Origin of the sequence: Persicobacter diffluens (assembly GCF_036244895.1) — a bacterium.
GTDB classification, from domain to species: Bacteria; Bacteroidota; Bacteroidia; order Cytophagales; family Cyclobacteriaceae; genus Persicobacter; species Persicobacter diffluens.
The window spans coordinates 1,526,696-1,550,254 of sequence record NZ_BQKE01000001.1 but is presented as its reverse complement, the minus strand read 5'-3'; the positions used below and the strand labels follow the sequence as shown (position 1 = coordinate 1,550,254).

Sequence of the window (23,559 nt, the reverse complement as noted above, 5' to 3'; positions counted from 1 at the left end):
ACCTAACTTGCCCCGATACGGTCATTTTTTGCTCGAATCATATTCTCCTGAGTCGCCTGAAGCTCTTCCATATTTTGCCTTAACTCCTCCTCCTGTGCCCGCATTTGCTCCGCCATTTCTTCCGCCTCCTGCAGCAATTTTAAGTTTTGAATATTCATTTTCATAGTCAACAAACTAGCACCAATACTCTCCGCCAGTTTCAATACAAAATCTATTTCAAAGTCCTTTAACTCGCGCATAGCCGCTAATTCTAAAACCCCCACAACTTCCTGATCCGACGATAAGGGCACTATTAATAGCGCCCGTGGGGTCGTCCCGCCCAAACCAGTGGTCAATTCACAGTAGTTCTCTGGCAAATCCACCATATAATGATACTGATTCTCCATGACCACTTCAGAAATTAAACCCTCCCCTAAGGGGATGACCTTTTGTTTAAATTTTTCACGACTATAAGCATAACAAGACTTCATCTCCAACACCTGCTGATCACCTGACTTTTCTAACAAAAACAACGCACCCTGCGCCGCCTTCACGTAATCCACTAATTGCTTCAGAAGCATTCTACTAAACTTCCCCACATCCCCTGATTGCTGTCGTAAAGTGTCAGCAAATAAAGCGTGTCCTTCATTCACCCAGACTCTTCGTTCGGTAGCTAATCTTTCCTCCAACAGTAGCCCTCGAGTTCTTTCCAAAGCACTAAATAATTCGTCATTCTCCGAATTTTCCCAATCCAAATTCCCCTCCCCCAAATGAGAAACATATATTTTGGCCTTCTTAACCTTTTCCAGAAATTCGTTTAGACTTTTACTCAACTGCAATAATTCTTTCCCGCCTCCGGGTCTGAACCGATATTCATAATCACCCTCCACTATACCACGCATCCCCTGAGCCAGCATCCCAATTTCTCTGAAAACGAAGCGATTAAAAAAATGCAACATGATGATACACACCCCAAAAAGGAAAACCAAATAACCTATCATCGAATACAACAGGGTGCTCCTTTGACCTTTACTTTGCATTACGTATTCCTGCACCAAGGCATTATTAATTTTCAACATGGAGGTAGTATGAGAAGTCAAAAAGTGCATAGCCTCTTCCTGCTCCTCTGCGGAATACTGGTCCTTATTCAAAATCTTTAAAACGGATGCCCGATAAGGCTTCCAAGCTTTCTCCACCATAAAAAGTGCCTTTTCTATGGATTTCGAGGAAGGAGGACTGACCTGCCCGGACCCCATTTCCGGAGCTATCCCTCCGTATTTGAGCGCATATAAACTTTCATCATGTAGATTGCAGGCCTTTAGCGCAATTTCCCTGGCTGTTTCATCCCCATCCTTATATAATTTACTAAAAAGTACCATTCGTTGGGACAACATCCGGTTTCTACCGGAAAGGTCTATTTCCACACTATTGGTTTGGCTTAAATTAAGGGCAAATAAAATGACCGCCAGATTCACGAAAAAAACGGACATTATGATCACCACAAACGACTTTTGTATAGGCAGCTGGGTTATTCTTTTCATATTTAAATAATTATAATTCAAAATAATAAATCAAAACCAACCAAATTGTTTTCAAGCTTAATGATATGATCAGTGGATTCCACTGTTCTGCTTCCATAAGCTAGCGGAGCGCCCGTTTTAGTCCCAAAAACAATGGCATTAGCTCGGATAATTCATACTCAAATCCTGGTTTAGCCGCTGGCGGTAAAGGCGGTAAAAAGGACGGGATTTTTTCTGGTTCGAGATTTTGCCAAGGAAGCTATTGAATCAGGAGAAAGCAATCCTACCTCAATTTGAGCTCATGGAAAATTAGCGAAACTAACTTTACCGACCTGAATTAAAGTCAGTTGAAGCAGCTGCTTGAGTCTATCGGCGAATATTTCAGGTTAGTTTAGCATTTGTTGAAAATTACACCAGGCGGTCGTAAATTGATTTTTAGACGCGACTTTGAGAATTTTTCCCGTGATAGCCCTGCTATGCACTCAAAACAACCCACAATCAGACCGCAATACTTCAAATTCACTTTAAGAATGTCCGCTTTAGTAGGCTCCCCTGTCTCAGAATTTATTTCCTCTGGAAATGGTACTCAGACCCACCCTTTTTCCTCTGAAACGTAAAGTGCATGAGCCAGCGTGGCAGATAATTTATTGATAAAAGCCATTTTAAATGGGGGCAATTGGGCCAAAGACAGGATTTGCAACATACCAATTACCCGCCCATTGAACTCCAATGGCAGTAGCAGTAAAGAGATACGCTCTTCCTGCTTAAGCCAGGGGAAGGCAGGGCGCATTTCTTCCGGAAATTGACTAAAACTCAGAAACTTATTCTCTTGAATCACTTCCAGGTAGATGTCAGAAAAAGCAGAAAAGTCAAACGCTGATTCCTTCCCAAATTTCAGGTTAATCAATAAATTTAAATTTTTCTCACACTCACTTTCGAAAACCGAAAACTGCACAAGACCCAGATACTTCGAAAGAAACACCGCCGTTTCCTTTAAGAATCCCATTCTATTGAAACAATAATTGGCTAAAACTCCTGAAAATTGACGATAACCTTCCACCTCCCATTTCATGGCATTCTCGCGATCCCGCCTTTTTAGTAAGTCTAATCTAGTGGCATTTAAGGCCTGAATTAATTCTTCCTTAATACTTTTTTTTGCCAACGCTTTCTTAAACTGTTTTTGCTCCTCCTCCATATCACTCCCCTGATCTGGAACGAGAAGTCGAACCAAAACATTAATATGTCGAGACAGCTCTTCCAGCTCTTTACCGCCACCCTCTTCCAGTCGGTAATCATAATCTCCAAGCGTGATTCTGCGCAATCCATGTTTCATTTTGTCCATGAATTGAAAAACATGCCGAAATAAGTATATCAGTAATAACAAACAAACCATCAGCATTAAAGCCAGGTTCCCATAAACAAATAATTGCATTTTCCCCCTTTCCAGCTGGTCATGTGAGGTGATCGCCCTGACCACAGCTTCATTTAGTTCGAGTAAAATAGGAGCATGTAGATTAATATATTGTATCGCTTGTTCTTTCTGAGCGACCGAGGCCTTGGTATCCAGAATAATATTCCCAACGTAATAAAAAGCTACATACTCGGCTTTGGCATTTCGGAGGGCTTGTTTGACTGTTTCACTGTTACTGGACTTTAATTCCCCTTCGTATTTTGAAGTGGAAAGTTCGCCCCCATGCTGCAAAGCCTCCAAGGCCGCTTCATGCCATTGATAAGCCTCTTCAATAATTGGACGCACGGAGTAATCTCCTGAATAATATAAATTAAGGTATAAAGCAATTTTTTGAGACAACATCCTATTGCGGCCGGCTACATCAATCTCCAAATTATGATTCGTTGAAAAATACCAGGCCGAAAAAAACACGATCACATTTAAACCTAACAACATCCCCAAAAGCCCGCCAAATGTGGATCGAAAACTCAAATGATTATAATCTAGCATGATGCAAAACCTACATTAATGGTATTAGGAATTACGGCCATCATACAACTTTGTTTTATCCGAAAAACACTTTAATATGCCATAAAATACTGACTTTCAATTCATTTAACCACAATCAAAACGATCACTAAACCTACTTCTCAAAATGATTACATATTTAACAAAAAACCATAATCCGTATTTTTTATACTTTATAGTCCCATTTATTTTCTTTTTAAATGGTGCTGTCCATGGACAAAATTCATCATTCGATAAAGGCTTGGCAAACGAGCTTGGGGCAGATCAATATGGAATGAAAAAGTACGTTATGGCTTTGCTCTACGCTGGAGAAAATCAGAACTTGAGTCAGGAGGAAAAAGTCAGACTTCAAAAGGAACATTTAAAAAACATTCAAAAACTTGCCACAGAGGGTAAATTGGTATTGGCTGGCCCCTTTATGGACGATAAAGCGCTAAGAGGGATTTATATTTTTGACGTCCCCACTATTGAGGAGGCCGAAGCGCTGACCGCCACAGATCCGGCAATACAAGCCCGAAGCCTAAAAATGGAATTAAAACCCTGGTATGGAAGTGCCGCTCTACTTCGAGTCAATAAAGTACATGAAAAAATTGCTCAAAAGCAGCCATGACCCTAATAATCATGCTTAAATATTTACCGGCATGGCTGGAAAAACAAAGGAATAGTTTTCTATTTCACCTCTTTTCCAAATAAGCAAATGAAGACGGAAGAAGAACGCATGCCCACATTTGGACTATTAATAAATCAGCAAAACAACCTTATGATCTTGGAATTTAACCAGTTAAGACCACCCACTAAATCTGGCGGTGTATAATTCGGGATAATAATCCCTCCCACATCGAAGTAACGGAGAAAAACTTCGACACTAACCAAACTAAGTACATTCCTTTCCAGCTGGGTCACCAATATAAAGTAAAACTAAAAAAGGCATATGATACCGTTTTGGCCGATATTAATACGCAGGACTTAAAGCGTGTATAAAACCGCACGCACCATCCGACTGCAAACTCAAATTAGTGGAAGCGATTTAGGCTAATTTCTCAACAATAGCACTGCTATTCTCTCAAAATAATCCCGTATCGTTGCTGCAATAATCAAAATTAAGTTACGAATTTTAGCTATTAAACACGCTCATAAAAAATGAGCTGCACCACTTCCCTGAAGTGGTAAAAAAGAGGCCATATAATGATTGCGGGGAATTTGGAAGAAAAGACGATTCGTATTCATCATATTGAACAAAAACTTAGCCTAAAGATGGAAAATAGCATTTACTACTACCGATGGATGGCTTGTGCTCCTCTGGATAAAAGGTTTATACCCCCAGATTATTCCCAAAAAACGAATACGGGGCATTCCCATTTTCGGAAAAGATAAAACAGACATGTTTCCTATCTGACTTTTCGAGGGGGAAAGCCTTATTAATTTCACGGTTAATATGGAAAAAATGAAAAAACTTAAAATTGAAATAGTTTCTGATGTGGTCTGCCCATGGTGTTACATTGGAGTGAGCAGACTTGAGAAAGCCTTAAAATCTTCGGGAAATGTGAAAGCAGAAATCAGCTGGAGACCTTTCCAATTACATCCGGAAATTCAGGCTGGAAATCAAGAACATTACGAAACCTTTTTGGGAAACAAGTATCAACAGGACCCCAAACCGATGATCGCTCAAATGGAAGCAGTGGCACAGCAGGAAGGGGTGAATATGAACTTTTCAAAAGTAAAAAATGTCCCTAACACGCTTCAGGCACATCGATTAATGCATTTTGCACGTATGGAGGGAAAAGATGACGCGCTGTCCAGAATATTATTTCAAGCTTATTTCGAAATGGGTGCGGATGTAGAAAACCTGAAAACACTTGCCCAATATGGCGAACAGGCTGGTATGAGTAAACTGAAATTGGAAGAATTTTTACAAACTGACCACGGCATGCAGGAAGTCAATCGGGAGGAGGCTGCATTTCGGGCCGAGGGAATTGCTGCTGTACCCACCTTTATCATCAACGATCAATTCATGATTCAGGGCGCTCAAACCCCTGAAAACTGGTCAAATGCCTTCCAACAAATCGAAAATCACTCCAAAGACGATGGGGCTTGTTGTGGAAGTGACGGTTGTTGTTAAAACCATCAATTGGATTATAATTAGCCACTATTTGCAGAATACAATTGGAATCCTCCAAAAAAAACAAAACATTTAAAAAATCACCTTCAGAATTTTGAAAACATATAAATAACGGCTACCTTCAAGCACAATATTTTAATAATGAAAAAAGGAACAGTAAAGTTCTTCAATGATGACAAAGGTTTCGGCTTTATCATCGATGAGGAAACAAAACAAGAGTACTTTGTACACGTAACAGGTTGTACTGAGGAAATCAGAGAAGGTGATGACGTAGAATACGAACTTACCGAAGGAAGAAAAGGATTGAATGCTATTAACGTAAAACGCGTATAAAATATTATTCATTACCCATTAAATGGAAAAGCCCGAAATTTCGGGCTTTTTTATGCGCTTTACTTTTTTGCTGCTAAACACAGCGGCTAAATTTTATGATTTGGGAAGGGTAAAATAAAACTGCGAACCCATACCAAAGTCAGAATTCAGCCAGATTTCCCCTCCATGTAGTTCCACAATTTTCTTACAATGCGCCAGCCCAATACCCGTACCTTCAAAATCAGTCGGACTATTTAATCGACTAAACATCCTAAATATAGCGGATTGCTGATGCTCTGGAATTCCAATACCATTGTCGGACACCACAAACTGAAAATATTTGGGCGACTCACTAAATTCAATAGCCACCATGGGCACTTTCCCTTTTTTTTGAAATTTTATCGCATTACCAATCAAATTTTGGAATAACAACCGAATTTCCACCGGATAAACCTCTACTTCCGGCAAATAACCATAAACCACCTTCGCACCGCTACTCTCAATGGAGGAGGCCAAATCAACCAAAACATCTCCCACCACCCCATTCATATCCAATTTTTCTTTTAAGAAACTTTTCCCGATTTGACTGTGCTCCAATAGCCCCTCAATCAAAAGAGTCATTCTATCCAAAGATTGGTCGACTACCTTCAATAACTCAACACTCTCTTCATTGACTATATTTTGATTCATCATTTGAAAAACCTCCAAAGCCCCTTTCACTGACTTCAATGGGGCTTGCAAATCATGAGAAGCCACATAGGCAAACTGATTAATCTCTTGCTGTAAACGATATCTATCAGAAATATCCCGGCAACAACCATTGGAATACATAATATTACCATTCCCATCCCGTACAGCTTCCACACTCAAGAGGATTGGAATGACGCCTCCCGCCTTAGTTCTGAACATTAATTGCTGATTCTCCAATCGGCCGCATTCTCTAAAAGTTTCCAAAGCCTCCCGGACTTCTTCATGACAACTTGGATCATAAATATAAAAAACGGTTTTATTTAACACTTCTGCTTTGGTAAAACCTGTTTTCTTGAAAAGGGTGTTGTTACATCCGATGATCTTTCCATTTTCAGGGTTTACTGATAAATACATATCCGGGGCATTTTCATACATCAACCGGTAGTCAAGCCCTAGTCGATAATCCTTATCAAAGTTTTCCCAATCCCCATGATTTTTTTGAAAATGATTTATTTTCATAGCCCTAAATTTGATCATTCACTCCTTAATCAATCGAAAATCAGAGACTTACGGTTTCCACCTTCTTTTGCGTAAACTGTACTTTTTATTCCTGAATCTCATTTTAAACCAGGAAATCGAAGTGCAACCAAAAAGGCCATGATCAGATAAAAACGCTTTTGCTAAAAAAAGGGCCTAAAGAGCTTAGTATATCGGCTAATAGGTTGGAGTTAATTACTTAAAAATGAGGCTTTCACAATAAGCTCCCCTGTTATTTCCAAAATTCGTAAGTTCCCTCAATAGCGAAAAGACTTAAATGTTTAACAGGAAGAATAATGGGAAAATAAACAAAGGTAAGATATTGGTCCTTTTTGCCAGAAAAACACCAACGCTTATGATGAAATTTCACGGAAAATAGAGGAGGATTGAGCAGTCTGGGGCATCAAAATATTGCTCAAAAGGGTATATAGAAAAATATCCTGGCACATTCCAAAGAGAAACACACCGATTTAAAATCAAGAAATTTCCACCGTTTAATTAAACCGAAATATTCATGTTTAGCTGTATGACTGAAAGCTGATGGAATTTTTCCTGGTTCGATTTTTCCCAATGAAGCAGAGGATGGTATAGCAAACAAGCTCATCCCATTTGGTAATATAAAAATCAGCTAAACCAATCACATCCCTCTTAAATAAGGCTATTCAAATGAGATAATACATTGATCGGTGAATAATTTGGCTTAAGGCGAATGTATCTCTAGCCGGAGCTTTCACATGATAAAGATTCACTTGAGGATAACTCTCCACTATAAAACCGAAGCATATTACCCCCAATAAATCCGTTTTACTTTGGCGCTATTTTCATTTTTCTAAAGGAGTTTGGCTCCTTGAATACGGCCTAAGCTTTCTTACGCAATTGCTTTTCTAAACCATATAGAAAGTTACGCAATACCTGATCTTTACATAGGCGGTACTGCGCCTGTTCCGGCTTCCTAAAAAAGGCACTCAGCTCATGTTTGCCTAATTTAAAATCCACTTTACGCAAAATCCCTAACATATCCTCATCTTTGAAATTCAATGCGATCCGCAATTTCCTGAGGATGATGTTATTATTCAGTTTTTGTTCGGGCTGATAAGTGACTCCCTCTTTTTTCCCTCTCTTTAATACGATCAGGCCATTCAAATAAGCCGCTAGTTCCACATCCTTGAGTTCCACAAAATCAGGATCATCGTCCCGCTTCAGCCAGTTACTCACTTGGGCTCGGTCTGTAGACACCCCTCCTTCTTCAAAAAGGCCTATCATTTGTTTATCGTTAAAATCGAAAGCGTACCGTAGCCTTCTTAAAATATCATTATTCTCCATTTCTCTAGCTCTTTTAAGATCCCAAAGATACAATATTGAAAGGAGGGAAACCGTAAAATCCATCACTAAATACTTAAGCCGCATTATTCATGCTTAAATACTCGTTTAGCCAAAAGGCGGGAAAAATAAAGGAATAGTGGTCTGTTTCGAGTTTTTCCAAGGAAGCAGATAATTGAGGAGAAGGCAAACTTCCGAGATATGCCCGAAAGTGGTGTTTGGGGGTTGAAAAATAGCGGCAAAATTGGTTGATTTAAACGCCAATAAAAAACAAGCCAAAAATTTGCCACCATGAGCGAAATTAATCAAATCCCACCGATTGCGGAAACAACTCACGATCTATTAACAGAGACGATTCGGGCGGGAGCTAAAGAAATCATACGCCTTGCGGTTGAGGCGGAGTTAGAGGAATATTTAAAGCAATTCCGCGACCTTAAAACTGATGATGGAAAAGCCGCAGTAGTCCGAAACGGTCATTTGCCGGAACGAGAAGTTCAGACAGGTATTGGCCCCGTAACGGTCAGAGTTCCAAAGATTCGTTCCAAAACAGGAGCCCCGGTTTCATTCCAATCGGTTCTGGTTCCGCCATATGTTCGAAAATCGAAATCCCTGGAGGCTGCGATACCCTGGCTTTATCTCAAGGGTATTTCAACGGGGGAAATGAATGATGCTTTAGAAGCGCTCTTAGGCCCCGGAGCCAGCGGTTTGTCTTCTAGCACTATTTCCCGTTTAAAAACAGAATGGGGAAAGGAATACGATGTCTGGCGAAAAGCCTCTTTAGAAGATAGAGAGTGGGCTTATATTTGGGTTGATGGCATCTACAGTGGTCTGAGGAAGGAAGATGATAAACTTTGTGCACTGGTCGTTATTGGAGTTGACGGTCAAGGCAGGAAGCATTTTTTAGCGATTGAAGATGGGGTCAGAGAGTCAAAACAAAGCTGGAAAGAGGTATTACTCGAACTGAAACACCGCGGTATGAATGCGCCTAAACTTGCGGTTGGTGACGGGGCTCTGGGCTTTTGGGCAGCACTGGAAGAAGAATTCCCTAAAACAAAGGCGCAACGCTGCTGGATGCATAAAACCGGCAATGTTTTGAATTGCTTACCCAAATCGGCTCAACAAAAGGCTAAGGACAAAATCCATCAAATATGGATGGCCGAAACCAAAGACGAAGCCGATAAAGCATTTGACTTATTCATAGATACTTATGAGGCAAAGTATCCGAAAGCTGCAATTTGTTTACAAAAAGACCGTGATGAATTGCTGAATTTTTACGACTTTCCCGCCGAACATTGGCAAAGCATCCGAACCACCAATCCGATAGAGTCCGCTTTTGGGACGATCAGACATCGTACGAAGCGATCAAAGGGTTGCTTGGATCGGGACGGAATGCTCCATATGATATTCAAACTCGGCATGTGTGCGGAGAAAAACTGGAATCGAATACGGGGCTATAAAACCATTGAAAAAGTAATCAGAGAAGTTAAATTTAAAGACGGCGAAGAGATCAAACAGGCCGCTTAACTTCGACCTCCTGAACACCACTTTTGGGCATAGCTCGTCAAACTTCCCAAATAGTGGCTAATATCAAATCAGCAAAATCAATTTACAAACTGCAAAAACACACTTAAGGCGACAACCTGAATCTAGCGATGAATAATTTAGGCTAATACACCAACTACGACTACCAGCAGGCTTTTCACCTAAAAAACCTGATACCATTGCCCAATGGTATTAAATTTTTAATCCGCATTCCAGATTTTGAAAAGGCCCTGAGATGAATTCAACCAGAACGAAAATTTAACCCGGATTATTCAGGCTTAAATCCTCGTTTTGATGTTTGGCAGAAAAAATGATGGAATTTTTCCTATTTCGAGTTTTTTCCAAGGAGGCAGATGAATGAGGAAAAAGCAAGCTTGCCCAAATTTAGGCTATCAAAAATTCAGCAAATCCAATTTCAATAACCTAACAGTAAGTCTTTTGCAGTAAACACTAAAGCTAGCGGTGAATAATTCGGGTTAAGACTGGTATTCCCCAAAATGTATGGGGGAAAGGTCTGAAAGCTCTTCCTCTGAAAACATTCTGGAGGAAATAATAAATCGCTTACCAGAAGGGATTTCCAGGGAAAAACTCGAACCTCTACCGGCGACCACCCTCACTTCTATTTGGGTATGCTGCCAATAAGCAAACTGATCCTTGGACATATAAAAATCACAACCCTCAATTTCCCCTAACCAAACGTCAGTTTCATTGATCATCAGATCCCCTTTTTCCAAACACATCGGGGATGAACCATCGCAACAGCCCCCACTCTGATGAAAAATTAATGCGCCAAACTTCTGCTTTAAGCTGGCAATAAGCGCTGCGGCATCTTTTGAGACCGTTACTCTGGGCATCATATTTTATTGTTTTAAATTAAACCAACAGAAAAGGAGTCAATAGCAGACTCCCTTTTTAAAATCAATCCGCTAAAATCAACATCAGGAATAAAGCGGTATAAAAGCCCGGCCATCCGAAATAAAGGACAGGAATAACTTTGTTACCCATAGGAATCACTGCAAAAGAGGTGGAATACACTTCAAACAAAGCGAGCTCCATACCACAACAGGTAATTTTCCTTACGAATAGCCGAACTTCTGGACGCTTACTAGAAGAATCCCATCGCTTTTTTATCATAAGAGATCAGCATATTCTTGGTTTGGCGATAGTGATTCAACATCATTTTATGCGTTTCCCGACCTATACCGGATTTTTTATACCCTCCGAAGGGCGCATGCGCCGGATATAAATGATAGCAATTCACCCAAACGCGGCCTGCTTGCACCTGTCTGGAAATCTGATATGCCTGATGCATATCTCTGGTCCAAACGCCTGCTCCAAGACCATAGAGGGTGTCGTTGGCAATTTCCAAAGCCTCGGCCTCATCTTTAAATTTGGTCACACAAACCACAGGACCAAAAATCTCTTCCTGGAAAACCCTCATTTTATTATTCCCTTCCAAAATCGTGGGCTGAATATAATATCCTCCTTCTAAACCTTCGTTAAAAGCCGCCTCACCACCGGCCAACACCTTGCAGCCCTCTTCTTTACCAATCTCCAAATAATTCAAAATCTTTTGATATTGATCATTACTGGCTTGCGCGCCCATCATCGTTTCCGGATCCAGCGGGTGGCCCAATTTAATCGCCTTTACCCGTTCTACTACACGTGCCATGAATTCATCATAAATACTTTCCTGCACCAACATTCTGGAGGGACAGGTACAAACTTCGCCCTGATTCAATGCGAACATCGCTGCCCCTTCCAGGCATTTATCGAAGAAATCATCATCTGCATCCATCACATTAGAAAAGAAAATGTTAGGGGACTTTCCTCCCAGCTCCAGGGTTACCGGCGTAATATTTTTAGAGGCATATTGCATAATAAGCTGCCCGGTAGTGGTTTCACCGGTAAAAGCGACTTTTCGAATGCGAGGGCTTGAGGCCAGGGGCTTACCTGCTTCCGGTCCAAAGCCATTGACAATATTCACTACTCCTGCGGGAATCAGATGCTCAATAAGCTCCATTAACACCAAAATTCCCACGGGCGTTTGTTCTGCCGGCTTTAATACCACACAATTCCCGGCCGCCAATGCAGGAGCCAGCTTCCATGTCGCCATCAAAATTGGAAAATTCCATGGGATGATCTGCCCCACTACCCCTAATGGCTCCCACACATTGGTGGAAACCGTATCGGAATCCAGCTCACTAATGCTGCCTTCCTCAGCCCGAATAACCCCCGCAAAATACCGGAAATGGTCAATGGCCAATGGCAAATCCGCCGCCATCGTTTCCCGAATGGCTTTCCCATTATCCCAGGTTTCTGCCCTCGCCAGCATTTCCAGATTCGCTTCCATAACATCCGCTATTTTTAAAAGCATATTGCTTCTGGTGGTAGCAGAGGAATTATTCCAGCTTTCAGCAGCTTTCCAGGCGGCATCTATGGCCAGTTCGACATCTTCAGCAGTAGATCGGGCTATCTGAGTAAAGGCGGCACCATCTACAGGGGAAGTATTTTCAAAGTATTCGCCTTTTACCGGGGCAAGCCACTGGCCTCCAATAAAGTTTTCATACTGATTCTTAAAAGTAGGTTTTGCTAATTGCTGATCTACAGCGGTTGATACATTGCTCATATTATAATTTGGTTTTCGGGTGAGGACTCATCCCCTAATCTATTGAGGGATACTTACTTAGAATTTACCGAAATAAAAGCTGGAACAATTGAACTATCCTATCATCCTCTTTGCACTATCCTTGCGAGTTTCCAAAAATGAGCACTATTTTTTATTTATTATTTTTCCACAATCGCCCAAATTTGATTATTTTTTATTAAATCTTCATCATGACCCGAGGCCCATTTATGCAATTATCGAAAGAATTTCATCAATACCGAAAACTGGAGCAACTGGTGGAAAACAAAACCTCCTACCAGCTCGAACATGCTGAGCTTCATATATTTGAAACACATGAGGTAGCAGAAAAAATTAGTTTAAAATTTGATGCACCGGTTTTAGCGACCATGATGCAGGGCAAAAAAATCATGCAACTTAACGAAGGAAAGTCGTTCAATTTTCTTCCATCAGAATCGCTCCTGCTATTGCCCGAAACCCCAATGCTGATCGACTTCCCGGAGGCCAGTTTCCAAAATCCCACCCGCTGCCTGGCGATGACCATCTCCGAAGAAAAAATCAAAGAGATTCTACAACTCATCAATGAACGATTTAAATCGAGAGAAGAAAACGAATGGTTAATGAGCCGAATTAACTTCCATTTCAAGCATGACTATGCCCTGCAGCAGGTGCTTCAGCATATCCTACTGATCTTTACTGAGGATCATCCGACGAAAGATCTATTTCTGGACTTTGCGCTGAAAGAACTTTTGATTCGTATTCTTCAGCATGAGAAAAAAGCCCAATACGAAAAGGGGGAGCAGGCAATTTATAGCAATAATCGGGTCGCCTTTATTATGCAATACATACAGCAGCATTTGGATGAACCACTCGACATTAAAACCTTAAGTCAAAAGGTATATATGAGTGAATCACACTTTCATCGGGTCTTTAAAAATGAAGTAGGTATCTCCCCTATTGAATACCTGATAGAAAAAAGAATCTCCAAAGCCCGGAACCTATTACAAAATCCGGAAATTCCCATCAAGGAGGTTTATCTGGCCTGCGGTTTCAATAATATATCTTATTTCAACCGACAATTTAAAAGAAAAAACCACTGCTCCCCCAAGACTTTCCGGAACCAATTTCTGTAAAACTAAGAAAATTCTATCCCTAATCTCCTCGTGCTGAGAAAAGTTAAGCCAGATTCTTCCTGCTTAAATCTTCGTTTAAGTGTTGGACGGGAAAAAGAAAGGAATTTTTCCTATTTTGAGTTATTTCCAACGAAGCAGGCGAATGAGGAGAAAGCAAGCCTTCCTCAATTTGAGCTAAGACCGTGTTTAAATCCGGGTGAAATATTGCCATTTCGATTAGGTGCAGTCTCCATTTCATTTGGAAGAAAGCCCTGTATTGTTATCTTTATTGGCTTAGCTTCTGCCCTGCCAGAATCGGTGATTTTTTTTAAACGGAAATACCAACCAAAATATACCCCGCCTTATGAACAAGGTTCGCCCTTTTTTACGCCTACTTTTTTATGCCTGGATTTTCCTGTTACTAACCATCATCTCCCAAATTGGGGGCATTATTTTATTAATCACCCTTTGGTTTAAAAGGCTCTTTTCTCCTTTTTCACTTTTAAAAAGAATCGGAATATTCTCGGCCTTATACCTACTGGCTACTTTTATCCTGATCCCCAACATTAGCCCTTTTTTCGGCAGAATTCCCATAAAGGACCATCCCCAACTTATAACACAAGCCTGGACCGTTTTGCTCAACAGAAATTACGTAACCCCAAAACTCAATCAGGCCTTGCATAGTGCTGCCGACCAACTTGAGGGCACGGATATCAAAATTAACTGCTTGGATGCAAACTTCCCTTTCATCAATGGCTTCCCCCTATTGCCCCATTTGAGCCATGATGATGGCAAAAAAATTGACATTGCCCTTATTTATCAGGATCCGGAGGACGGTTCCATTATCAACCGCCTAAAATCACACTCTGGCTATGGGGTATTTGAACCCCCACTACCCCATGAAAAAGACCAAATTAATCAATGTATACGCAGCGGGTTTAAACAGTATTCTTTTCCCCAATACCTTACTTTCGGAAAAATCAATCAGCACCTCTCCTTTTCTTCAAAAGGCAATAAAGCCCTGTTTCAGGCATTATTAAAAAAAAATTGTTGGGAAAAGATTTTTATTGAACCCCATTTAGCACAACGGTTAGGACTTCAGGATAATCGTATTCGTTACCACGGCTGTAAAGCCGTCCGACATGATGATCATATCCATTTACAGGTGAAATAAACTAATGAGCGCGGTTAAACCAGGAGTTTACCAGACCACGATTCTCTTCTACCCAGGCCTGTGCCACCTCCTCAGGATCCGCTGCCTTATTTTCAAAGGCCTGCATAAGACTCGCGATCTCATAATTGGTCAGTTTAAAATTCTGAAAGAAATTTTTGATTTTAGGGTCTTCGGCCGCAAAACCTGTTCGGGATAAGGCATGAATTTTTTCTTCTGAGCCATACACCAGCAGCGGATCATCCAGAAACTTCATTCCCATCTCCGTAATCATATAGTGCGGGAACCAACCGGTCACCAAAATGGGCATTTTCTCCTCCATCGCTTTTCGCAAACTATCCACCAATTGAGGGCCTGTGGTCGCCTGCAATTCATAATCCAATTGGTAAACTTCCATGGCTTTCTGGGTGAGGATATGCAAACCGGATTTTGGATCAATACCCACGATTCTTCCGCCCAACTCTTTTTTATAATCATTAAGCTGAGCAATATCATCCAAATTGGCCATATATTCCGGAACCATCAGGCCCAATTTGGTCTGAGCTACCGTTACACCCAAATCCTCCAGTTGATCCTGATATTGCTCCACAAAACTCGCATGCGTGTTGGGAAGCCAGGCATCCAGAAACAAATCCGCACTCCCGTCTGCCAAAAGGGCAAAGGCGGTGTCTATGGAGGCATTCACCAATCTGACCTCATAGCCTTTCTCTTCAAAAAGGTGCTTAACCAGATAGGTCATGGCCACGCTCTCTGCCCAATTGGCATAAGCAATGGTAAATTGTGGTTGATCCACTTGTTGCTTTTGTTCCTGAGAGCCACAGGATACATTGAAGAAACTGAGAATAAGAAATAAAAAGCTTAAAAGGCAAAGTCTCATAAATCATTAAGCAGGTCTTCATAGATTAAATCCTGCCGGTCAAATGGTTATAGCAACAAAAGTAAAGGAATAATCAATAAACTGGATGATTTTTAACAAAAATTGTTCTAAAATTATTAAAAACATCACAAATATCTGAGTTGGAATAATACAAAAATTATGGTTTTAGATATTCAACCACTGTTTAAATCTAGTGGCTTTCTCGGCAGAGATAAAAACCTCAGAGGGGGCCTCAGGAGTCAAAAACAGCTTTAATTTCCCCTTAGAATAGGCAATCGCTTCTTTCACGGCATCTATCATAATAAGAAATTTCCTGTTCGCCCTGAAAAAATTCTTGGGATCAAGCTCCTGCTCTAATTGATCAAGTGAATAATTGATATCGTAATACCGGCCTTCATGCGTCATTAGAAAAACCGATTTGCTTTCTGCAAAGAAATAGGCGATTTCTTTTACACCTATGGCTTTGATTGTCTCCCGATAGTATACCATGAAACGCTGTTTATATTCCACCGGCTTTCCCTGCTGAATTAACTCGCTTAATTGTTGATAATTTAGACCAGAGTCTCCAGCACTGGCCGTGCCGCCAAACATTTTCTCATATTTCTCAATGGCCTCTAATAACTTCCCCTTGGAAAGCGGCTTAAGCAAATAATCCACCGCAAATTGTGAAAAAGCCTGCAGAGCATATTCATCATAGGCAGTAGTAAAAATGATGGGACAATTCACCTGCAACTGATCAAAAATAGAAAAGCCATTGCCATCAGCAAGATGAATATCCAGAAAAATCAGATCTACCTCAGTATCCGACAAAAAGTCAACCGTTTCTTTGACTGATTCCAAAACCTTAACCACCTGGTAATCCGGTCTGATTTGTGAAAGGAAAGTTTGTAATTTTCTTGCGGAAGGCATTTCATCCTCCACTATTAGAATCTTAGTCATTTTGCTGATCAATTAATGAAAGCGTGGCAATATAATTTCCATTTTCCTGCTCGTAGGATGGAGCTGGTATATTTAATAAAAGAAATTTTTCCCGGAGATTTTTCTGACCGGTGTCAGTCGAGGATACTTTTTCTCCTCTGGGCTGAAAAGTGTTAATTACCTGCAACTCCCCCCTACCGTTTGTAGAAATCTTTAATAACATGGGTTTGGACTTGGCGATGGCATTGTGCTTGATGGCATTTTCTACCAAAACCTGTAGGGACAAAGGCGGCAGCATTTTATGAAGATCCTCTTCCGCCACCTCAATTTCATACTGAAAGCCCTCTTCAAACCTGCTTTTAAACAAATAAAGATAGGCATCGATGAATTTAAGTTCCTCTTCAACGGTCACTAGATCCTTTTCATTGATTTGTAATACATAGCGATATACATTTGAAAACTCCTGAATGAAGCTGTCGGCTTTTTCTACATCCTCATAAATTATAGAGGAAAGCACGCTTAAATTATTAAAAAGAAAATGATGATCTAACTGCCCTTTCAGGGCCGAATACTGGCTATTGATTTTTTCTTTCTCCAATCGGGCTAATTTTACCTTAAGTTCTGATTGCGTCTCAAACTGCAAAAGCAATTCAATTAATGTCATAAACAAAGTATTAGTCAACACTGGCATCACGAACCTCATTTCTTTAGGAATTTCACCCGTACCCATTTTCGTCAGGTATTTAAAGATCACCCCTTCATTCCAGCTTATCATGATGGACATCGCAAAAACAAAGCACAACAGCATAGCAAAATTAGCCAAAAACCTGCGCCACCAAGATTTACTCCAGGGCAGCACCTCATTGAGGTAATAGATCACCTGTGACATGATCCCGATAGAAACAAAAGTCTCTAATAATATAAAAATGGTGCGGGATAAACTGATTTCTCTGATCTCAGAGAAAGTACGATATTCAAAAATGAACATCAATGCCATAGAGGTGGCCATCATTAAAACGCCCACCAGCGGCAGTAAAAATATTCGAATATCGGGTTTAAAAAGCTTAAATCTGCCCATTCCTCTCATTAGTCATTTCCAAAAACATAAATATAAAAAGGGCGGATTGAAATGCTCCTCCGCCCTCACTGTAATATAAAAAACACAGCGGTGCAAAAAATGCCCCTTGCGTTATTTCTTATTGTTGATAATCGCCGATTAAGGATCCACTCAGCTGAAGCAGATAAAATTCCGCTATTTTCGCCTGATATTGAGCATCACTGTAGCGATTCGCCACACTCAATAAATTCTCCTGAGCGGTACGGAATTCTATGGAAGTCGCACGCCCCAGGGCATACATTTCCTTGGTGGTTTCAAAATTTAATTCGGCCTGTTGTAAGCTACTTTTCTGCAACTCCACTATCCTGCGCTTGTATTGATAGTCCGTAATGGCATTGGCTGCATCCCGCTCCACCTCTGCCATAATCTGACGGCTGCGTTCCTGCTCCGACATCAAATCCAGCTTGGCATTTTGCTCTGCGGTTCTTTGTTGTCGCCCATTAAAAATATTGAAGCTGGCCGTTAATCCACCCGTAAAACCTTTGCTTTCATTGTACAATATTTGACCGGCATCGGTATCCATATGGCTATACCCATAACTACCGTAAGCGGATATCGAAGGCATTTTTCTGGCTTTGGTAATCTTCATATCCCATTCGCTAATGCCCTCCTGCTTTTGTTGCGTGACCAAAGCAGCATTATTCGTCATCGTATTGGCCAGCACATCCTCCATATTGATATCTTCCCGGAAGGCAATCTGATCATCCACTTCAAAAGTCTCCTGGACCGCAACCCCTAGAATCACATTCAAATCCTTCACTGCCATCACAAACTGTTGTTCAGCCTGCAATAAAGTCGTAGAATCCGAATTCATATCGACCTCTGCATTTAACAAATCCAATTGATTCGCCTGCCCAAAAGCTTTCTGATCTACTGCCCGCACATACCGGTCTTTGGATATCGCTAAAGAGCTCTTGGCCAGATGCCAATTTTGCTGACTACGGGCCACCTCATAATACTGCTGAGCCACCTGAAAAATCGTCATTTCCATTTGCTGTCGAAATAAGGTCTGTTGCAGGTCATTGGCATCCTTCAGCTTTTTATAAGTATACACATTTCCGAATCCATCAAATAAGGTATAATCCATCCGGACATTCCCATTGTAGGTCAGTGTTTCCGCCCCGTCAATATTGATCACTTCTCCTGCCGAAGGGGTTTCACCCATATTGACAAACTGCATCTCTGTGTTATTCACTGAGTACTCCGTTCCGCCGTTTGCCGTAAGAGAAGGTAGCAATCCTGCATTTCCGGCTGTGGCACTATTTTCAGACTGCTTCAATTGATTCTGAGCAATCTTCAAATCATAATTATTCACCAGGGCTACTTCAATGGCTTTCTGAAGGTTCAGCAATCCGGGCAAAGCCGTAGTATCCTTATCCTGCGCCCAAAGGGAATTGCTTAAGAAAAGCAATCCACCTATTAACAAATATTTATTAATCTTCATATTCGTACTCCATTTCCTTAATTGCACTTTCGACTTCTTCATTCGACACGGTTCGACCTTCACGAAGAGAAGCGATTTTTACTTTAAGCTGATTCACCACCAACAACATCGCCGGCAATAACAATAAGGTAGTCGTTGTGGCCAGAATCATCCCGTAAGCCAAAGACAAGGCTACCGGAATCAGGAATTGCGCCTGCAAGCTCGTTTCGAAAACCATGGGAGCCATCCCTACCACCGTAGTCAGGGTGGTCAGTATAATCGGGCGAAAGCGAGAAATACCGGCCTCAATCAGTGCTTCCTTATAGGGCATTCCTTCTTTCAGATTAATGTTCATGGCATTGATCAATACCAGGCCGTCGTTAATCATCACGCCCACCAGTGCAATCATGCCCATTCCGGACATCATCGAAACGGAGAAGCCATGAAACCAGTGACCGAACACCACCCCGATAAAGGCGAGTGGGATCATGGCGTAGACCAAAACAGACTGGCTTACTGACCTTAAAGTCAGGACCACCATCGCAAACATCAAAACCAAAACTATCGGCAAAACGAACTTAATGGAGTTGACCGTTTTGACCATCTCTCTTTGCTGCCCGTCAAAGTCAGCCGTCACTCCAGGATATTTCGCCAGAATAGGTTGGAGCACTTCCTTTTGCATCTTTTTCATAATGTCGGGCAGTGAGGCTTTGGGGTCTACCTGATTGGCCTGCAGCTGCACCTCCCGGTCATATTCCAAATGGCGGATATTGGCCACGCCATTGACCATTTTGATGGTCGCTAATTCTGATAAGGGATAAGCCGACCCATCCGCCAGGCGAATTTTCATGTCTTCCAGCTGGCCCAGATCTCGGCGGTTTTCTTCCGGATATTTGACCCAGACTTTCACCTCATCTTTCCCTCTTTGCAAGCGTTGTGCTTCACGGCCAAAGAATCCATCTCGAATTTGTGAAATTACTTCTTGCACCGTTACCCCCAGATAATGTGCCTTCTCCTTCAGCTCAATCTCAAATTCACGATTACCAATCGGCGTAATATCCGAAATATCCGTTAGCTCCGGCATGGCACGTAAGCCGATTTTTAAATCTTCTTTGGCTTGCTGCAATACCTCATTATCATCTCCTACTAATGAAATCGCGACCGCCTTTCCAAATGGACTAAAGGACTCATAGGTCAAACCCTCTGCTCCGGGAATGTCCCCCACTTTGTCTCGAATGCGTTGAATGACATCGGAAGCGGCCCCATTTCGCTGTTCAGCATCCAAAAGTGTGATTTGCATGGAAGCCTGACTTCCTGAAGAAAGAAAACGCTGAAATACATCCTGAACCATATCCTGCTGTCCGGGCTGAGCATCACGTAGTTCGTCATTTACTTCCCAAATCGCATGCATAATTTTATCCAGATATTGCTGGGTGACGGCTTCCTCCATCCCACGGGGCATGGTCAGCTCAATCGTAAAATCATCCCCTTCTACCTCTGGAAAGAAGGTCGAGCCTACAATTCTATTGGCTACCATGCCAATAGAAATAATGAACATCGCCGTAAAAATGGCGAAGGTCACCGACTTATATTCAATCGACTTTCTGAATATGGGCACATAAACTTTATCGCGGAACTTTAACAGTCCTCTTTCTGCCCAACCCATGTATTTTTGCCATGCTGTCTTTTCCCCCTGCTTCAATGCCTTTGAATGGGCCACGTGTGCCGGAAGAATAATCAGTCCCTCAATTAGCGATACAAAAAGAATACTGATGACAATAATGGCGACCTCACTAAACATATCGCCCATGGTAGCATCGACAAACATAAAAGCCGAGAAAGCCAGCATGGTCGTGATGACGCCTGACACCACGGCCGGAGAAACTTCCAAGGTTCCATCGATGGCCGCTTTCACCGGCGGTTTACCCATTTGCCAATGACGATATATGTTTTCTGCCACCACGATGGCATCATCCACCAATATTCCTAAGACTAGGATCATGGCAAATAAAGACATCATATTAATGGTAACCGAAGTAGCCGGAATCAAAATAAACATCCCCATCATAGAAAAAGGGATACCTACTGCCACCCAAAAAGCAATTCGAGGATTTAGGAAAAGTGATAGAAAAATCAAAACCAGAATAATCCCCATCAATCCATTATCCACCAGCAGGTCTATTCGCTGTTGCAGGATGATACTCATATCCTTATTCAATGCAGCTTCCAGCACGTCCTGGCGTGCATTGTAATCTGCTATGTATTCCTTCACAATATCCGAGGCCTGCACAACATCTTCTTCAAAAGTAGTATTGATAATCACCAAAAAGGCGGGCTTACCATTATACATCACTTTGGAGGGCGTGTCTTCCCATTGGTCTTTGATCGTCGCCACATCGGAAAGGCGGATCACCCCTCCAGCAGCAGTATGACGCACCACAATATCCTCCAGCCCCATACTCTCATAGGACTTATTCCGCATTCGAATAAAAAACTCTTCCTCTCCATCTTTAATGGTACCGCCGGTCATTATCAGGTTGGCTGCGCTTACCGCCATGCTTACTTCCTGAAACGTCAGATTATAAGCCTCCATAGCCTCTTCATCCAGCAATACCCCGATTTCCTCCTCCGGATATCCGGCCAAATCCACTTTTGAAATTCCCTGAATCTTCAATAAATCGTGCTCCATTTTCTGAGCTTCCTGTTTCAGGTATTTCAATGAAACGGACTGATCTCCCTTGGGGGTAACAGTGAAGTTAACGGCAAAATTCACATTGTCATGCTTATAAGCCACCACCGATTCCACCCCCGTAGGGAAAGAGGCGATTTTCTCCACGGCATTCTTCACATCGGTAAGGGCTTTATCCATGTCGGTTCCACGCTCCATCTCAATCGTCACCTTGCCGCTATTCTCGGAAGATACCGATGTCACCCGCTCCATGTTGGAAATCCCCTTGACCTCTTCTTCGATTTTGAGCGTAGCGCCTTCCTCAATTTCCTCAGGAGAAGCCCCGGGATACAAGACATCCACATAAATATTGTAGTTCGGGAAATTGGGGAAGAAATTGCGTTGAATTCCCGATAAAGACACCAGACCAAACACAAATATCAATACCATGACCAGGTTTACGGCCAATGGAAACTTTATAAAATAAGATATAATACTTTTCATATAGCTGCTATTGCTTAACCGACACCTTCATTCCTTCATAAGCGCTTTTAATGACGGTCTTTAATAAAGGCGTACCTGCCGATAAGCCTGACACCACCACCATATCGCCTTCTTTGGCCAAAACTTCCACCGCCTGCAGCTGCAAGCGTCCATTTTTCACCACAAACACCTTCCCTTCAGCGTTCAGCATTTTTCGGGGAACCGAAACTGCATTCTCAAAAGGCTTGGATTGCATTTCTGCCTTCAAGAACATCCCCTCTTTTAAGTCCTTTCCGGAAGTCTGAATGAATACTTTCACGGATTGAGATTGCTGGTCAATGGCTCCTCCAATGCGGACCACCTTACCTTTCCATGCTCCCTTAAGCTCAGTAGAGGATAATTGGGCTTCCTTCCCTAGCTTGATCTGATGCAAATAATGCATCGGTACAGTGACCTCTAATTCAAATTGGTCCGAAGAAATGAAAGTTCCCATCACCGTTCCGGTGCGGACGGCAGTCCCGGCTTCCGCATCAGCAGAAGTCACCACTCCATTAAAGGGCGCATAAATGCTATATTTCGATAATTTCTCCTCTCCCGACTTCACATTATAAAAAGAAGTATAAATCCCCTTGCCTGTAAGGAAAAATTGCTCCTGCTCAGACTGACTTTCTGGTAAAGCCGGAAGGCTGCGGTGCACGTCCACTTTTTGTAAATAAGCTTTCCATAATGGATAAGCAGCAGGATAATCTACCTTCAAATCCGGTAAAACCGCTGTCACCTGAGTGATAAAATCTGACTTCTGAGCCAACAGACTCATTTCAAATTCTCTGCGGTCAATCTCCAGCATCAATTGCCCCTTGCGATAAAGCTTTCCTTCCCGAAAATTTCGCGCAGAAGCCTTCAGCTGCCCATCCACCTGGGCAAAAATCTCATAACGATCTACCGCCTTTAGCCGACCGGTAGCACTTACCGTTTGGGAAATAGTACCCACCTGGGCATTCATGACTTCTACCAACAGGGCGGATTGCCCCTCGTCCAAAATTTTTGCCTCCATCCTGCGGGAGGGCATCAGGGTAAATATTCCAAATGCCAAAACTAAAACGCCAGCAGCCAGGGATAAGGATATGATTCTCTTCTTCATTATAAATTTAGGTCTGTTTCTTTTCC

General features: G+C 41.9%; 18 protein-coding genes. 6 read left to right on the top strand and 12 right to left on the bottom strand.

From position 1 onward, the window contains the following. Positions 1–2 precede the first annotated feature (2 nt). Together AAA970_RS06450 and AAA970_RS06445 are read right to left on the bottom strand one after the other, a co-directional pair. Complete coding sequence (locus AAA970_RS06450; RefSeq protein WP_338236426.1) at positions 3–1,520, bottom strand: GAF domain-containing protein; 1,518 nt, start codon at positions 1,518–1,520, stop codon at positions 3–5. Between the two features lie 565 nt (positions 1,521–2,085). Next, positions 2,086–3,459, bottom strand: a complete 1,374-nt coding sequence (locus AAA970_RS06445; RefSeq protein WP_338236425.1) for a hypothetical protein — start codon at positions 3,457–3,459, stop codon at positions 2,086–2,088. A 292-nt stretch (positions 3,460–3,751) separates the two neighbouring features. Between AAA970_RS06445 and AAA970_RS06440 the strand changes: the two genes are divergently transcribed. The 3 genes from AAA970_RS06440 (at position 3,752) to AAA970_RS06430 (ending at position 5,929) form a co-directional block, all read left to right on the top strand. Further along, positions 3,752–4,087, top strand: a complete 336-nt coding sequence (locus AAA970_RS06440) for a YciI family protein (RefSeq protein WP_338236424.1) — start codon at positions 3,752–3,754, stop codon at positions 4,085–4,087. 834 nt (positions 4,088–4,921) lie between these two features. Next, positions 4,922–5,596, top strand: a complete 675-nt coding sequence (locus AAA970_RS06435; RefSeq protein WP_338236423.1) for a DsbA family oxidoreductase — start codon at positions 4,922–4,924, stop codon at positions 5,594–5,596. A 141-nt stretch (positions 5,597–5,737) separates the two neighbouring features. Then, positions 5,738–5,929 carry a cold-shock protein gene (locus AAA970_RS06430; protein WP_053404629.1) on the top strand — a complete coding sequence of 64 codons (192 nt, stop codon included), beginning with the start codon at positions 5,738–5,740 and terminating at the stop codon, positions 5,927–5,929. A 93-nt stretch (positions 5,930–6,022) separates the two neighbouring features. Here AAA970_RS06430 and AAA970_RS06425 read toward each other — a convergent pair whose 3' ends face one another. Both AAA970_RS06425 and AAA970_RS06420 read right to left on the bottom strand, forming a co-directional pair. After that, a complete protein-coding gene (locus AAA970_RS06425) occupies positions 6,023–7,117 on the bottom strand; it encodes a PAS domain-containing sensor histidine kinase (RefSeq protein WP_338236422.1) in 1,095 nt (364 codons plus the stop codon). A gap of 876 nt (positions 7,118–7,993) precedes the next feature. After that, positions 7,994–8,542 carry a YehS family protein gene (locus AAA970_RS06420; RefSeq protein ID WP_338236421.1) on the bottom strand — a complete coding sequence of 183 codons (549 nt, stop codon included), beginning with the start codon at positions 8,540–8,542 and terminating at the stop codon, positions 7,994–7,996. Between the two features lie 204 nt (positions 8,543–8,746). Between AAA970_RS06420 and AAA970_RS06415 the strand changes: the two genes are divergently transcribed. Then, entirely contained in the window at positions 8,747–9,979 is a 1,233-nt protein-coding gene (locus AAA970_RS06415) for an IS256 family transposase (RefSeq protein WP_338236420.1), read from the top strand. Positions 9,980–10,473: 494 nt separating this feature from the next. On the opposite strand, the gene AAA970_RS06410 is transcribed toward AAA970_RS06415, so the two are convergent. Next, on the bottom strand, positions 10,474–10,854 hold the full coding sequence (locus AAA970_RS06410; RefSeq protein WP_338236419.1) for a DUF779 domain-containing protein: 381 nt from the start codon (positions 10,852–10,854) through the stop codon (positions 10,474–10,476). 248 nt (positions 10,855–11,102) lie between these two features. Beyond that, entirely contained in the window at positions 11,103–12,626 is a 1,524-nt protein-coding gene (gene exaC / locus AAA970_RS06405) for an acetaldehyde dehydrogenase ExaC (RefSeq protein WP_338236418.1), read from the bottom strand. A 209-nt stretch (positions 12,627–12,835) separates the two neighbouring features. On the opposite strand from exaC, the gene AAA970_RS06400 reads away from it, so the two are divergent. Both AAA970_RS06400 and AAA970_RS06395 read left to right on the top strand, forming a co-directional pair. Continuing rightward, on the top strand, positions 12,836–13,756 hold the full coding sequence (locus tag AAA970_RS06400; RefSeq protein WP_338236417.1) for a helix-turn-helix domain-containing protein: 921 nt from the start codon (positions 12,836–12,838) through the stop codon (positions 13,754–13,756). A gap of 343 nt (positions 13,757–14,099) precedes the next feature. Further along, a complete protein-coding gene (locus AAA970_RS06395; RefSeq protein WP_338236416.1) occupies positions 14,100–14,909 on the top strand; it encodes a hypothetical protein in 810 nt (269 codons plus the stop codon). A gap of 1 nt (position 14,910) precedes the next feature. On the opposite strand, the gene AAA970_RS06390 is transcribed toward AAA970_RS06395, so the two are convergent. From AAA970_RS06390 to AAA970_RS06365, 6 genes are all read right to left on the bottom strand, one after another. Next, positions 14,911–15,783, bottom strand: a complete 873-nt coding sequence (locus AAA970_RS06390) for a glycine betaine ABC transporter substrate-binding protein (RefSeq protein WP_338236415.1) — start codon at positions 15,781–15,783, stop codon at positions 14,911–14,913. Between the two features lie 165 nt (positions 15,784–15,948). Continuing rightward, positions 15,949–16,722 (bottom strand): LytR/AlgR family response regulator transcription factor, encoded by a 774-nt coding sequence (locus AAA970_RS06385; RefSeq protein WP_338236414.1) that lies wholly within the window; start codon positions 16,720–16,722, stop codon positions 15,949–15,951. After that, positions 16,715–17,779 carry a sensor histidine kinase gene (locus AAA970_RS06380; protein ID WP_338236413.1) on the bottom strand — a complete coding sequence of 355 codons (1,065 nt, stop codon included), beginning with the start codon at positions 17,777–17,779 and terminating at the stop codon, positions 16,715–16,717. Before AAA970_RS06380 ends, AAA970_RS06385 begins: the two co-directional genes overlap by 8 nt. Before the next feature lie 118 nt (positions 17,780–17,897). Continuing rightward, the gene (locus AAA970_RS06375) at positions 17,898–19,304 is read right to left on the bottom strand and encodes a TolC family protein (RefSeq protein WP_338236412.1); all 1,407 of its coding nucleotides are present in this window, start codon (positions 19,302–19,304) and stop codon (positions 17,898–17,900) included. Continuing rightward, positions 19,252–22,413 (bottom strand): efflux RND transporter permease subunit, encoded by a 3,162-nt coding sequence (locus AAA970_RS06370; protein WP_338236411.1) that lies wholly within the window; start codon positions 22,411–22,413, stop codon positions 19,252–19,254. Before AAA970_RS06370 ends, AAA970_RS06375 begins: the two co-directional genes overlap by 53 nt. Positions 22,414–22,420: 7 nt before the next feature. Further along, positions 22,421–23,533 carry an efflux RND transporter periplasmic adaptor subunit gene (locus AAA970_RS06365; RefSeq protein WP_338236410.1) on the bottom strand — a complete coding sequence of 371 codons (1,113 nt, stop codon included), beginning with the start codon at positions 23,531–23,533 and terminating at the stop codon, positions 22,421–22,423. Between the last annotated feature and the right edge of the window lie 26 nt (positions 23,534–23,559).